This window comes from Billgrantia desiderata, from assembly GCF_900108215.1.
GTDB classification, from domain to species: domain Bacteria; phylum Pseudomonadota; class Gammaproteobacteria; order Pseudomonadales; family Halomonadaceae; genus Halomonas; species Halomonas desiderata.
The window spans coordinates 40204-53968 of record NZ_FNVC01000030.1; the positions used below are offsets into that span (position 1 = coordinate 40204).

General features: G+C 65.1%; 10 protein-coding genes. 8 read left to right on the forward strand and 2 right to left on the reverse strand.

Annotated features, from left to right (window positions below):
- The first annotated feature begins 50 nt into the window (after positions 1 to 50).
- On the forward strand, positions 51 to 1682 hold the full coding sequence (locus C4S71_RS20075) for an NAD+ synthase (RefSeq protein WP_103970325.1): 1632 nt from the start codon (positions 51 to 53) through the stop codon (positions 1680 to 1682).
- Between the two features lie 71 nt (positions 1683 to 1753).
- Here the strand turns inward: C4S71_RS20075 and C4S71_RS20080 are convergent, their stop codons facing one another.
- Positions 1754 to 2575, reverse strand: a complete 822-nt coding sequence (locus C4S71_RS20080) for an outer membrane protein assembly factor BamD (protein WP_086511575.1) — start codon at positions 2573 to 2575, stop codon at positions 1754 to 1756.
- Positions 2576 to 2693: 118 nt separating this feature from the next.
- Between C4S71_RS20080 and rluD the strand changes: the two genes are divergently transcribed.
- The 5 genes from rluD (at position 2694) to ilvN (ending at position 9867) form a co-directional block, all read left to right on the forward strand.
- Entirely contained in the window at positions 2694 to 3653 is a 960-nt protein-coding gene (gene rluD / locus C4S71_RS20085) for a 23S rRNA pseudouridine(1911/1915/1917) synthase RluD (protein WP_103970326.1), read from the forward strand.
- Positions 3654 to 3662: 9 nt separating this feature from the next.
- Positions 3663 to 4418 carry a peptidoglycan editing factor PgeF gene (gene pgeF / locus C4S71_RS20090; RefSeq protein WP_086511577.1) on the forward strand — a complete coding sequence of 252 codons (756 nt, stop codon included), beginning with the start codon at positions 3663 to 3665 and terminating at the stop codon, positions 4416 to 4418.
- Between the two features lie 136 nt (positions 4419 to 4554).
- A complete protein-coding gene (gene clpB, locus C4S71_RS20095) occupies positions 4555 to 7137 on the forward strand; it encodes an ATP-dependent chaperone ClpB (protein ID WP_086511578.1) in 2583 nt (860 codons plus the stop codon).
- Between the two features lie 514 nt (positions 7138 to 7651).
- Entirely contained in the window at positions 7652 to 9376 is a 1725-nt protein-coding gene (locus tag C4S71_RS20100; protein WP_086511579.1) for an acetolactate synthase 3 large subunit, read from the forward strand.
- Complete coding sequence (gene ilvN, locus C4S71_RS20105) at positions 9376 to 9867, forward strand: acetolactate synthase small subunit (protein ID WP_010627682.1); 492 nt, start codon at positions 9376 to 9378, stop codon at positions 9865 to 9867. Before C4S71_RS20100 ends, ilvN begins: the two co-directional genes overlap by 1 nt.
- Positions 9868 to 9918: 51 nt before the next feature.
- Here ilvN and ilvY read toward each other — a convergent pair whose 3' ends face one another.
- Positions 9919 to 10806, reverse strand: a complete 888-nt coding sequence (gene ilvY / locus C4S71_RS20110) for an HTH-type transcriptional activator IlvY (protein WP_086511935.1) — start codon at positions 10804 to 10806, stop codon at positions 9919 to 9921.
- Between the two features lie 179 nt (positions 10807 to 10985).
- On the opposite strand from ilvY, the gene ilvC reads away from it, so the two are divergent.
- Entirely contained in the window at positions 10986 to 12002 is a 1017-nt protein-coding gene (gene ilvC / locus C4S71_RS20115) for a ketol-acid reductoisomerase (protein WP_086511936.1), read from the forward strand.
- A gap of 154 nt (positions 12003 to 12156) precedes the next feature.
- Positions 12157 to 13035, forward strand: coding sequence for a CDP-diacylglycerol--serine O-phosphatidyltransferase (gene pssA / locus C4S71_RS20120; RefSeq protein ID WP_103970327.1), 879 nt, complete (start codon positions 12157 to 12159; stop codon positions 13033 to 13035).
- The last annotated feature ends 730 nt before the right edge of the window (positions 13036 to 13765 follow it).

Below are 13765 nucleotides of genomic sequence, written 5' to 3' on the forward strand. Positions count from 1 at the left end.
CCCTTGCGGGACAATGTCATGACATCGATTCTCAAGAGATTCCTACGCCCATGCAAGACTTGACGCTGGTGATGGCGCAGCTGGACCCGCTGGTGGGTGACATTCCCGGCAACGCCGAGCGTGCCATCGAGGCCGTGCGCGAGGCACGCATCGAACACGGTGCCGACATCGTGGTGTTTCCCGAGCTGTTCCTGAGCGGTTATCCGCCCGAGGATCTGCTGCTGCGTCCTTCCATGGAGACCCGCCTGCGTGAGGCGCGCTCGCGCATGGCGGCCAAGATGTCCCGCGACGTGCTGGTGATCATCGGCTATCCCGGCCGCCGCGAGGGACTCGGCTACAATCTGGCCGGGTTGCTCTACAACGGTGAGTGGGTCGGCGAATACGCCAAGCAGGTGCTACCCAACTATCAGGTCTTCGATGAGCGGCGCTACTTCGCCACCGGCGAGCAGAGCCTGGTACTCGAGCACAAGGGAGCCAAGCTCGGCGTGCTGATCTGCGAGGATCTGTGGGACGGTGCGCCGGTGCGTGCCGTGCGCGATGCCGGCGCCGACATCGTCGTCACCTTGAATGCCTCGCCCTATCACCAGGACAAGCCGGCCGAACGCCTGCGCCTGCTCGAGCAGCGTGCCGCCGAGGTGTCGCTGCCGCTGGTCTACGTCAACACCATCGGCGGCCAGGACGAGCTGGTGTTCGACGGCGGCTCGGCCTGCGTCGATGCCGGTGGCCAGGTGCGGGTGGTGGCGCCTTACTGGCAGGCGGGCCTGATGCCGGTGCAGTTCGTGCAGGAGAACGGCGCCTGGGCGCCGGTGGAGGGCGAGATCGAGCCCCTCGAGGAGCCCGAGGAGAGCCTCTACTGTGCGCTGGTCAGCGGGGTGCGCGACTACGTCAACAAGAGCGGCTTCGAAGGCGTGGTGCTGGGGCTATCCGGCGGCATCGATTCGGCCCTCACCCTCGCCATCGCCGTGGATGCGCTGGGGCCGCAGCGGGTGCATGCGGTGATGATGCCCTATCGCTACACCGCCGACATGTCCCAGGAGGATGCGGCCGAGCAGGCCCGGCTGCTCGGCGTGCACTACGAGGTGCTGCCGATCGAGCCGATGGTCGACGCCTTCATGGCCACGTTGGCCGATACCTTCGCCGGCACCGAGCGCGACACCACCGAGGAGAACCTGCAGTCGCGCTGTCGCGGCGTGCTGCTGATGGCGATCTCCAACAAGAAGGGCCTGATGGTGCTGACCACCGGCAACAAGAGCGAGATGGCGGTGGGCTATGCCACGCTCTACGGCGACATGGTGGGTGGCTTCAATGCGCTCAAGGACGTCTACAAAACCTGGGTCTATCGTCTGGCCCGCTGGCGCAACGCCCAGGCCCCGGCCATTCCCGAGCGGGTGATCACCCGACCGCCCTCCGCCGAGCTGGCGCCGGGGCAGCAGGATACCGACTCGCTGCCCGACTACGACACGCTGGATGCCATTCTCATGCGTTATATCGAGGGTGACATGAGCGCCGAGGCGATCATCGAGGCCGGCTTCGAGCGCGACGACGTCTATCAGGTGGTCAAGCTGGTCGATCGCAACGAGTACAAGCGGCGGCAGGCGCCTGTCGGCGTGCGGGTGACCCCGCGCGGTTTCGGACGCGATCGTCGCTATCCCATCGTCAACGGCTGGCAGCCCGGCGATTGACCGAGCCGGGGCGGCCAACGCAGAACCCGCGAGCAAGCTCGCGGGTTCTGCGTTTCGGCCGGACGGTTGAATCAGGCGGAGAGCGACTGGGCGCGCACGTGCTGCGGCTGGAAGGTGCGTCCCCGCAGGCGCTCGTTGCCGGGGTCGTTCTCGATCAGCACCTGCAGCACTTCGCGGGCGCGGTCGCGCATGTCGAGCCCCAGGTAGCCCTCGACCATCACGGCCAGCGCATCGCGGGTGGCCTCGGCTTCGGGATAGTTCTCGATGACCCAGCGGCCGCGCTCCACGGCAGCCAGATAGGCGCCCTTGCGCAGGTAGAAGTCGGCCACGTGCAGCTCGTGGCGGGCCAGCACGTTACGCAGGTAGACGATGCGCTGCTCGGCGTCGGGCGCGTACTCGCTGGCCGGGTAGCGCGATACCAGCTCGCGGAAGTCGTTGTATGCATCGCGGGAAGCACCCAGGTCGCGCTTGGAGATGTCGATCAGGCGCAGGCGCTCGAGGCTGAAGCGGCCCGCCTGCCACGAAGCCAGCCCGCGCATGTAGAGCGCATAGTCGGCCTGCGGGTGGGTGGGGTGCAGACGGATGAAGCGGCTGGCTGCGGCGCGGGCGGCCTCCCAGTCCTGGGTCTGGTAGTAGGCGTATATCAGCTCGAGCTGAGCCTGTTCGGCATGACGGCCGAAGGGATAGCGCGTATCGATAGCCTCGAGGCGCGTAATGGCGGTGGTGTAGCGCCCGCCTTCGAGTGCGTCGCGCGCCTCGTCGTAGAGCTGCTGTTCGGCGACACCTTCGAATTCGTCTTGTTCGTCCGTAGCAGACCTGCCGGCACAGCCACTGATCAAGGCAGCGGCCAGAAGCAGGGCGACAAGGCGTGTGGCGATGGGGGAAACGCGCATCGTGATCCTCGTATCTAACAACTCGTGTCGGCCATGGTAGAATTGGCCATAACCCGTCCACTATAAAGCACCTCGCGCCAAAACGCAGTCCGAGGATGCCCTTCAACGACAGTCCATCATGCCCCAGACCGTGGAAGCCCAGCAGCGTGTGCCCATCTCCCTGGCCGGGAGCCGTCTCGATCAGGCCGCCGCCGAACTCTTTGCCGACCATTCCCGCGAGCGGCTCAAGGGCTGGATCAAGGCGGGCGCGCTCACCGTGGACGGCCGGCCGGGCAAGCCCAAGGACAAGATGGCGGGCGGCGAGTGGCTCGAGCTGGTGGCCACGCTCGAAGAGGAGACCCGCTTCGAGGCCGAGGACATCCCCCTCGACATCGTCCACGAGGACGATGAGGTGCTGATCATCGACAAGCCGGCCGGCCTGGTAGTTCACCCTGCCGCCGGAAATCCCGACGGCACCCTGCTCAACGCCCTGTTGCACCACTGCCCGAGCCTTGCCGCCGTGCCGCGTGCCGGTATCGTGCACCGGCTGGACAAGGACACCACCGGTCTGATGGTGGTGGCCAAGACCCTGGCGGCCCAGACCGCCCTGGTGGAGCAACTGCAGGCCCGCACCATGTCGCGCGAGTACGATGCGGTGTGCGTCGGCGTGATGACCTCCGGTGGCACCGTGGATGCCCCCATCGGCCGTCATCCCAAGGATCGCAAGCGCCAGGCGGTCCATCCCAGCGGCAAGCCGGCGGTGACCCACTATCGGGTGGTCGAGCGTTTCCGCACCCATACTCACGTGCGCTGTCGGCTCGAGACCGGGCGCACTCACCAGATCCGTGTGCACCTGGCCCATCGACGCTTCCCGCTGGTGGGCGATCCGGTATACGGTGGGCGGCTCAAGCTGCCGGCCGGGGCCAGCGAGGAGCTCAAGACGCTGCTGCGCGAGTTTCCCCGGCAGGCGCTGCATGCCCGCAAGCTGGCTTTTCTGCATCCTGCCAGCGGCGAGGCGGTGGAATTTCGGGCGCCGCTGCCCGACGATCTGCTGCTGTTGATCGACTATCTGCGTGACGACCACGAGGTCATGCGCTGAGGAGCCCGGATGAGCGATGCCCCCCATCTGCAACCGACCCTGATCGAGCCCGACTGGCCGGCGCCGGCCAATGTCGGCGCGTTCGTCACCACCCGCGAGAGCGGCCCCAGCCAGGGCGAGTTCGCCTGCTTCAATCCGGCCGACCAAGTGGGCGACAACCCGGCTCACGTGGCGCTGTGCCGCCGTCTGCTGGCCGATGAGATCGAAGACGAGCGGCCGCTGCTGTGGCTGCGCCAGGTGCATGGCGCCAGGGTGCAGTCGAGCTACAGCGACAGCGTACCCGAGGCAGATGCCTCGGTGGCCTTCGACCGCGGCCACGCCTGCGTGGTGCTCACCGCCGACTGCCTGCCGGTGTTCTTCTGCGACCGTATGGGAACCCGGGTGGGGGTAGCCCATGCCGGCTGGCGCGGCCTGGCCGGCGGCGTGCTCGAGGCGGCGGTGGCTGCGCTCGGCGTGCCCTCGGAAGAGATCATGGTCTGGCTGGGGCCGGCAATCTCCAACGCCCAGTTCGAAGTCGGCCCCGAGGTGCAGCGGGCGTTCGTCGGCATCCATCCCGAGGCGGCGGCGGCATTCGACCCCAGCCCCTATCGTCTGGGCCATTACATGGCCGACCTCTACAAGCTCGCCCGCCTGCGCCTGGAGCGGCTGGGGGTCGCCCATATCAGCGGCGGCCACTTCTGCACCGCCTGCGAGCCGCGCTTCTACTCCTACCGCCGCGACAACGGCAAGACCGGACGCATGGCCAGCGTGATCTGGCTACGCTGATCCAGATCAAGGACGGTTCGCTTTCCCTGGCCGGCGACTTGAAAGCCGGCCACGCTGACTCCATTGAATCTGTCAACGATACGACAGGGCCGAGCGGCGCGTCCGAACGCGCCGCCACCCCGATGGAGGAAAGCGAATGCGTTTCGACAAGTTCACCGCCAAGCTGCAGAACGCCGTGGCCGATGCCCAGTCGCTGGCCGTGGGCCGTGGCCACAACCAGCTCGAGCCCGGCCACCTGCTGTTGGCGCTGCTCGATGCCCGGGACACCGGCATCAAGGCAATGATCCAGAAGGCAGGCGGCGACGCTGCCCGCCTGCGCGATGCCCTGGCCGGACATCTCGACGACCTGCCCAAGGTCGGCCAGTTCACCGGTGAGGTGCAGCCCTCGCGGGATCTGATCAAGCTGTTCAACCTCACCGACCGTGAGGCGCAGAAGCGCGGCGACCAGTACATCGCCAGCGAGCTGGTGCTGCTCGCCGCGCTGGAGCTGAACCATGCGGTGACCAAGCTGCTGACCCAGGCCGGCGTGACCCGCAAGGCGCTGGAGCAGGCCGTCGACAGCGTGCGTGGCGGCGAGCGGGTCGACGACCCCAACGCCGAGGAGCAGCGCGAGGCGCTGGAGAAGTACACCCTCGACCTCACCGCGCGTGCCGCCGAGGGCAAGCTCGACCCGGTGATCGGCCGTGACGACGAGATCCGCCGCACCATCCAGGTGCTGCAGCGGCGCACCAAGAACAACCCGGTACTGATCGGCGAGCCCGGCGTGGGCAAGACCGCCATCGTCGAGGGCCTGGCCCAGCGCATCGTCAACGGCGAGGTGCCGGAAGGGCTCAAGGACAAGCGCGTGCTGTCGCTGGACATGGGCTCGCTGCTGGCGGGAGCCAAGTTCCGCGGCGAGTTCGAGGAGCGCCTGAAGTCGGTGCTCAAGGAGCTGGCCCAGGAAGAGGGCCGGGTGATCCTGTTCATCGACGAGCTGCACACCATGGTCGGCGCCGGCAAGGCCGAGGGCGCCATGGACGCCGGCAACATGCTCAAGCCGGCGCTGGCCCGGGGCGAGCTGCACTGCGTGGGCGCCACCACCCTCGATGAGTACCGCAAGTACATCGAGAAGGACGCCGCCCTGGAGCGGCGCTTCCAGAAGGTGCTGGTCGACGAGCCTTCCGAGGAGGACACCGTGGCGATCCTGCGTGGGCTCAAGGAGCGCTATGAGGTGCACCACAAGGTCGACATCACCGACGGCGCCATCATCGCTGCGGCCAAGCTCTCGACCCGCTACATCACCGACCGCCAGCTGCCCGACAAGGCCATCGACCTGATCGACGAGGCGTCGTCGCGCATTCGCATGGAGCTCGACTCCAAGCCCGAGGAGATGGATCGCCTCGACCGCCGGCTGATCCAGCTCAAGATGGAGCGCGAGCACCTCAAGAAGGAGACCGACGAAGCCTCCAAGAAGCGCCTCGAAAGCCTGCAGGAACAGATCGACGAACTCGAGCGCGAGTACGCCGACCTCGACGAGATCTGGAAGGCCGAGAAGGCCAGCATCCAGGGGGCGGGGCAGTTCAAGGAGGATCTCGAAAGAGCCAAGATCGAGCTGGAGCAGGCACAGCGCAAGGGCGACCTGACGCGCATGTCCGAGCTGCGCTACGGGGTGATACCCGAGCTGGAGAAGAAGATCGCCGAGTCCAGCGAAGCCGAGGCCGATACCTCGCAGCACAAGCTGCTGCGTTCGAACGTCACCGAGGAGGAGATCGCCGAGGTGGTGTCGCGTTGGACCGGCATCCCGGTAGCCAAGATGCTCGAGGGCGAGCGCGACAAGCTGCTGCGCATGGAAGAGGCGCTGCACCAACGGGTGATCGGTCAGGAGGAGGCGGTCACCGCGGTGGCCAACGCCGTGCGTCGCTCACGCGCCGGGCTCGCCGATCCCAACCGGCCCAACGGTTCGTTCCTGTTCCTCGGCCCCACCGGGGTGGGCAAGACCGAGCTGTGCAAGGCGCTGGCGAGCTTCCTGTTCGACACCGAAGAGGCCATGGTGCGTATCGACATGTCGGAGTTCATGGAGAAGCACTCCGTGGCGCGGCTGATCGGTGCGCCGCCCGGCTACGTCGGCTACGAGGAGGGCGGCTATCTGACCGAGGCGGTGCGGCGCAAGCCCTACTCGGTGCTGCTGCTCGACGAGGTGGAGAAGGCCCATCCCGATGTCTTCAACATCCTGCTGCAGGTGCTGGAGGACGGGCGCCTGACCGACGGCCAGGGACGCACGGTGGACTTCCGTAACACCGTGATCGTGATGACCTCCAACATGGGCTCGGACATCATCCAGCGCCTTGGCGGAGACGACACCAAGTACGACGAGATGAAGCAGGCGGTGATGGACGTGGTGGGTATGCACTTCCGTCCCGAGCTGATCAACCGCATCGACGAGGTCGTGGTGTTCCACGCCCTGCGTCAGGCGCAGATCGAGGCCATTGCCGGCATTCAGCTCGACCGGCTGCGGGCACGTCTGGCCGAGCACGGCATGCAGCTCGAGGTCAGCGACGAGGCGATGGCACAACTCGCCCTGGCGGGCTTCGATCCCGTATTCGGTGCGCGACCGCTCAAGCGGGCGATCCAGAGCCGTATCGAGAACCCGCTGGCGCAGGATCTGCTGGCCGGCCGCTTCGCTCCCGGCGACACCATTCACGTCGAGGTGGAAGAGGAAAAGCTGGTGTTTCGTCGCTGATACATAACGTTACGCATTGGCCGCTGCTCGATCCGGCAAACGGCTACACTACTAGTAGGTTGCGTCCTGTAACCCCCTTGCCCGCCCGCGCAAGCCGGCGGGTTTTTTTATCGACCCGGCGCCCGTGTGGCGGCTCACGGTTGACACTACCGCAAGGCTGTTGGAATCTTGAGCGTTCCTGATTTGCGGGCGCGGATTCCAGCGGGCAACCCCCCATCCCCGCGCGAAGGGTAGGCCACATTGGCCTCTACCCGCCGAAGGACTACCGGAATGCGGCCAACCGCCGCTTCTGGCCAATGCCCCGACGCGGCGATCCGCCGTGATGGGAATGCCGGGCTACCGCGAGCGCGGTCGCCGCTGTGCGTTCCCGATGAGAGTGCAGGCCCCAACAGGGCTAAATGCCAGGGTTTGGCATCAGGTGTCGGCTCGGCCGACAGCGGCATACCGCCGCACTCGAACCCGTGCCCATCAACGGGCGCGGATCGCACTCGAGACCTCCAGGGGAGATACACTAGTGGAATTGCTTTCCGGCGCGGATATGATCGCCCGATTCCTGCAGGATGAAGGCGTCGAATACATCTATGGCTATCCGGGCGGCGCGGCGCTGCACATCTACGACGCGCTGTTCCGTCAGGACAAGGTCAAGCACATCCTGGTACGCCACGAACAGGCGGCCACCCATGCCGCCGACGGCTATGCCCGGGCCTCCGGCAAGCCCGGCGTGGTGCTGGTCACCTCCGGCCCCGGCGCCACCAACGCCGTCACCGGCATCGCCACCGCCTACATGGATTCGATACCCATGGTGGTGCTGTGCGGTCAGGTGATGAGCCACCTGATCGGCGACGACGCCTTCCAGGAAACCGACATCATCGGCGTGACGCGCCCGATCGTGAAGCACAGCTTCTCGATCAAGCATCCGACCGAGATTCCCGAAGTGCTGAAGAAGGCCTTCTACCTGGCCTCGACGGGTCGGCCCGGCCCGGTGGTGGTGGACATTCCCAAGGACATGACCGCTCCCACCGAGCGCTACGAATACGTCTATCCGAAGAAGGTCAAGCTGCGCTCCTACAACCCGGTGGCGCGGGGTCATACCGGCCAGATCAAGAAGGCCGTGGAGATGATGCTCAAGGCCAAGCGGCCGGTCTTCTATACCGGTGGCGGGGTCATCACCGGGCGTGCCTGCGAAGGGCTCACCGACCTGGTCAAGCGGCTCGGCTATCCCATCACCACCACGCTGATGGGTATCGGCGCCTACCCGCAGAGCGATCGGCAGTGTCTGGGCTGGCTCGGCATGCACGGCTCCTATGAGTCGAACATGGCCATGCACCATGCCGACCTGATCATTGCCATCGGCGCGCGCTTCGACGACCGCGTGACCAACAACACCTCCAAGTTCTGCCCCACGGCCAAGATCATCCATGTCGACATCGACCCCAGCTCCGTGTCCAAGACGGTGCGCGCCGACGTGCCCATCGTCGGGCCGGCGGCCAGCGTCATCGATGAGATGATCAGCCTGGTGCAAGGCAAGGAGATCGCTCACCCCGAGGCGTTGACCGAGTGGTGGCAGAAGATCGACGGCTGGCGCGAGGAGCGCCGCGGCAAGCTCTACGAGCCCTCGAAGCCCGGCGAGCAGCTCAAGCCTCAGGAGGTGATCGAGGCGCTGTGCGAAATCACCCGCGGTGAGGCCTATGTGACCACCGACGTGGGCCAGCATCAGATGTTCGCCGCCCAGTACTACAAGTTCGACAAGCCCAACCGCTTCATCACCTCGGGCGGGCTCGGCACCATGGGCTTCGGCTTCCCGGCGGCCATGGGCATCAAGCAGAACTTCCCCGAGGAGACGGTGGTCTGCGTCACCGGCGAAGGCAGCTTCCAGATGATGATGCAGGAACTCTCCACCTGTAAGCAGTTCGGCGGTGGGGTCAAGATCATCAACCTGAACAACGCCTCGCTGGGCATGGTGCGCCAGTGGCAGGACCTCAACTACAAGTCCCGCCACGCCCACTCCTACATGGAGTCGCTGCCCGATTTCGCCAAGCTGATCGAGGCCTATGGCTTCACCGCGCTGCGGGTGGAGACGATGGACGAGCTGCGCCCGGCGCTGGAACGCACCTTCGCCGACAAGCACGAGCTGGTGTTCGTCGATGTCATCGTCGACCCGCGCGAGCACGTTTATCCGATGCAGGTGCCCCTCGGCTCCATGCGTGACATGCTGCTTTCCAAGACGGAGCGGACCTGATGCGCCATATCATCTCGATTCTCATGGAAAACGAACCGGGCGCACTGTCTCGCGTGGTAGGGCTGTTCTCGCAGCGCAACTTCAACATCGAGACGCTCAACGTGGCGCCCACCGAGGACCCGTCGCTGTCGCGGCTGACCGTGACCACCGTCGGTGACGACCGGGTGATCGAGCAGATCACCAAGCACCTCAACAAGTTGATTGACGTGATCAAGCTGGTCGACCTCACCGAGGGTAACCACATCGAGCGCGAGCTGATGCTGGTGAAGGTCAAGGCGCTGGGAGCGGCCCGCGATGAGGTCAAGCGGACCGTCGACATCTTCCGTGCGCAGATCGTCGACGTCACGCCGAGCCTCTACACGGTGCAGATTACCGGCGATGCGCCCAAGCTCGATGCGTTCCTGCAGGCCATGGGGCCGGTGGGTATCCTCGAGGTGGCGCGGACCGGGGTGTCGGGCATCGCCCGCGGCGATAAAGTGCTCAGCCTTTGAGCTACTGCCAGTCGTATCGACTAGCCGCCCTTCGGGGCGGCTTTTTCGTCGCTAGCGTTCGCTGACCGTTTCCCACAGCGCCTGAATCAGCGGACTCTTGAGCTGCCGATGCAGCACGCAGAGCCCGACGTCGTAATGGGGCAGCTCGGGCTTCACCGGCAGTACCCGCACCCGCTGGGCCAATGGGCTGTTGTCGAGCACGATCCGCGGCACCACGCCGATGCCGAAGCCGAGCCCCACCATACTGACGATCGCCTCGTGACCGGCCACCTGGGCGTAGATGCTGGGCGGCACGCCCAGGGCGCGGAACCACGTATCGGCATATTCCCGTGACAGACCCGCCTCGGAGAGAATCATCGGCACGTTGCGCCACTGCTCGATGGAAGGGGAGTCGGGCGTGGCGGGGACCCATTCGGCCTGGGCCATCGGGGCAATGAACACCAGCGGCGAGCGGGTCAGCGACTTGAAGGCCAGGCCGGCCGGCATGCTGCGTGGGCGCGGTGTGATGGCCATGTCCTCCTCGCCGGCCAGCACCCGGCCCATCGACTCCGCCGGATCGCCGGTATGCAGCTTGAGTTCGATGCGTGGATGGCGCTGGCGCACGTCGCTGAGCAGATCGTAGAGGAAGCTGTAGCTGGCGGTGACCGAGCAGTAAATGCTGATTTCGCCGGCAAGCTCGCCGGCCTGGCTGCCCAGAGCGTGGCGCAGCATCTCCCATTGGCCGAGCGCCTCACGGGCGTACTGCTGGAAGAGGTGGCCCTGACGGGTCAGGGCGACATGCCGGTTGTCGCGCACGAACAGCGGTGCATCGAGCGCCTCTTCGAGCTGGCGAATGGTCCGCGAGAGCGTCGAAGGGCTGACGTGGCACAGCTCGCTGGCACGACCGAAGTGCAGCGTATCGGCCAGGGCGAGAAACTGCTTGAGGGGGCGCATGTCCATCGAGCCATTATTGCATATCTCGGCATGTCGTGTTGCAAATATCGCGTTTTACGCAACGTGCGTGCGGCGTTATGGTAGCCACATCGAAAGAGCCGACTCCCAGCGCCGCGACAGACGGCGCGGGTGGCCGTCAACGCTGACACGACACTTCGCCAACCTTCGCTTCAGGAGCAACACACATGCACGTCTACTACGACAAGGACTGCGACCTCTCCCTCATTCAGGGCAAGAAGGTCACCATCGTGGGCTACGGCTCCCAGGGTCACGCCCATGCCAACAACCTCAAGGAGTCCGGTGTCGACGTCACCGTCGCACTGCGCCCGGGTTCGTCCTCCGCGGCCAAGGCCGAAGGGGCCGGCCTCAAGGTCGCGTCCGTCGAGGAGGCGTGCAAGGCGGCCGACGTGGTGATGGTGCTGGCGCCTGACGAAAACCAGAAGGCGATCTACGAGAACCAGATCGAGCCGAACCTGAAGCAGGGTGCCACCCTGGCCTTCGCCCACGGCTTCAATATCCACTACAACCAGATCGAGCCGCGCAAGGATCTCGACGTGATCATGGTGGCGCCCAAGGCACCGGGCCACACCGTGCGCTCCGAGTTCGTCAAGGGCGGCGGTATCCCGGACCTGATCGCCATCCATCAGGATGCTTCCGGCAAGGCCAAGGAGCTTGCACTCTCCTATGCCGCAGCCATCGGCGGCGGTCGCAGCGGCATCATCGAGACCACCTTCAAGGACGAGACCGAAACCGACCTGTTCGGTGAGCAGGCCGTGCTGTGTGGCGGTGCGGTCGAGCTGGTCAAGGCGGGCTTCGAGACCCTCACCGAAGCGGGTTATGCCCCGGAGATGGCCTACTTCGAGTGTCTGCACGAGCTCAAGCTGATCGTCGATCTGATGTACGAAGGCGGTATCGCCAACATGAACTACTCCATCTCCAACAACGCGGAGTATGGCGAGTACGTTACCGGCCCCGAGGTGATCAACGAGCAGTCCCGTCAGGCCATGCGCAACGCACTCAAGCGCATCCAGACCGGTGAGTACGCCAAGATGTTCATCCAGGAAGGCAACACCAACTACCCCTCGATGACCGCCCGTCGTCGCCTCAACGCCGAGCACGAGATCGAGCAGGTCGGCGCCAAGCTGCGCGGCATGATGCCGTGGATCGCGGCCAACCAGCTGGTGGACAAGACCAAGAACTGATTGTCCGTTTGGCGCATCTGTATCACCCAAGGGCGCGGACTTTCCGCGCCCTTGGCGTTGCTGCGGTCAGTATGCGCACTGTCCGCTTCGGTATCTCGGTGTAGAATGTGATGACAACCTTCGGGTGAACCCATTCTGGCAACGGACGAGACGAATGAGTCAGGAGCCCCGCAACACCGAGCACGATGTTTCCCAAGATGCCCCGGAGGCTGGCCCTGCTGATGGCAAGCGAGAGCAGCCAGCCGAAGAGGATCTGGCTGCCGCCTTCGTACGTGAGACGGAGGTGATCGAGGAATCGATCGAGAATGGCAAGAAGGTACGGCGCAAGGGCATCTACCTGTTGCCCAACCTCTTCACTACCTCCGCCCTGTTTGCCGGCTTCTTCTCGGTAGTGGCGGGTATCAACGGCGACTTCACCGCCGCTGCCGTGGCCATCTTCATCGCCATGGTGCTGGACGGCCTGGATGGCCGGGTGGCTCGTCTGACCAACACCCAGAGTGCTTTCGGCGCCGAGTACGACAGCCTGTCCGACATGCTCTCCTTCGGTGTAGCACCGGCGCTGGTGGCGTTTACCTGGATACTTCAGGACATCGGCAAGACCGGCTGGGTGGTGGCCTTCCTCTACGTCGCCTGTGCGGCGCTGCGGCTGGCGCGCTTCAACGTCCAGCTCGGTAGCGTCGACAAGAAGTGGTTCATCGGCCTCCCCAGTCCTTCGGCGGCAGCCTTCGTGGCCGCCAGCGTGTGGACCTTCCACAGCTTCGATGCCGAGGCCTTCGGCTTCAAGCTGCTGATGCTGTTCGTGGTGGCGACCGCCGGTATCCTGATGGTCAGCAATATTCGCTACTACAGCTTCAAGGAAATCGATCTCAAGGGGCCGGTGCCTTTCGTGGTACTGCTGGCCATCGTGCTCGGCTTCGTAGTGATCTCGGTCGAGCCTTCGGTCATGCTGCTGCTGCTGTTCGGCGCTTACGTGGCATCCGGCCCGACGCTTGCCGCCATGCGCAAGATGAAACACTCTCCACCCTCGAGTTGAGTGGCTGTCCGATCTTCGACGCCCGCCCCGTGCGGGCGTCGTCGTCTTCGCCCCGGGGGCAAACCATCCACAGCCCCTGGCCGCCGAGCGCCTGTGGATAGCTCGCTCGCCCGCGTCTCGTCACCGCGTTGCCATCATCCTGAAATTTTTTTACAGCCGCCCCTTGCGGGGCTCAGGGGAAAACCGTAAAGTACGCATCCGCTGCCGGTGACGGGCAACGTCGCAGGCGGTGCTAAGAGTGGTAAGTGGTTGTCGTTGTTTGAGTTTTTCGATTCGTTTCGCAAAATTCTCACTTGACGCCCACGGCGGATTCGGTAGAATGCGCCCACTCGAAAGCGGGTCCGGCAACGGGCTTGCGGCCGCCGGCTCCGGCTGGTCTTCGCGGTCAGGATCACCTCGGTGACGGCCCCGAAGAGAGTTGACAAACTCCGGCGCTTCAGTAGAATACGCCTTCCTCGCAGGGCGCTGGCGAGGCCCCTCGATCACTGGATCGACGGCCGCGACAGCAAGCGAGACGCTCCGCGCTTCAGGCTGAGGCTTGAAGAGAAAAGGAGCCGCTCTTTAACAATCGATCAGGTAATTCATGTGGGCGCTTGTCGATGAGGTGGTGAGAAGTCACACCATTTCAAGGCAAGCGACTCGTCGAGACCTTCGGGTCTTTTGAGAAGCTTTGACCTTGAGCCAAGTTTGGTCCGCTTTCTGCTCCTGTTTCGGCAGGGGTCAGGGTAAG

Excerpts from the sequence above, each read along its gene's own strand:
- C4S71_RS20075 (WP_103970325.1), top strand. The coding sequence starts at position 51 with ATGCAAGACTTGACGCTGGTGATGGCGCAGCTGGACCCGCTGGTGGGT.
- C4S71_RS20080 (WP_086511575.1), bottom strand. The coding sequence starts at position 2,575 with ATGCGCGTTTCCCCCATCGCCACACGCCTTGTCGCCCTGCTTCTGGCC.
- rluD (WP_103970326.1), top strand. The coding sequence starts at position 2,694 with ATGCCCCAGACCGTGGAAGCCCAGCAGCGTGTGCCCATCTCCCTGGCC.
- pgeF (WP_086511577.1), top strand. The coding sequence starts at position 3,663 with ATGAGCGATGCCCCCCATCTGCAACCGACCCTGATCGAGCCCGACTGG.
- clpB (WP_086511578.1), top strand. The coding sequence starts at position 4,555 with ATGCGTTTCGACAAGTTCACCGCCAAGCTGCAGAACGCCGTGGCCGAT.
- ilvN (WP_010627682.1), top strand. The coding sequence starts at position 9,376 with ATGCGCCATATCATCTCGATTCTCATGGAAAACGAACCGGGCGCACTG.
- ilvY (WP_086511935.1), bottom strand. The coding sequence starts at position 10,806 with ATGGACATGCGCCCCCTCAAGCAGTTTCTCGCCCTGGCCGATACGCTG.
- ilvC (WP_086511936.1), top strand. The coding sequence starts at position 10,986 with ATGCACGTCTACTACGACAAGGACTGCGACCTCTCCCTCATTCAGGGC.
- pssA (WP_103970327.1), top strand. The coding sequence starts at position 12,157 with ATGAGTCAGGAGCCCCGCAACACCGAGCACGATGTTTCCCAAGATGCC.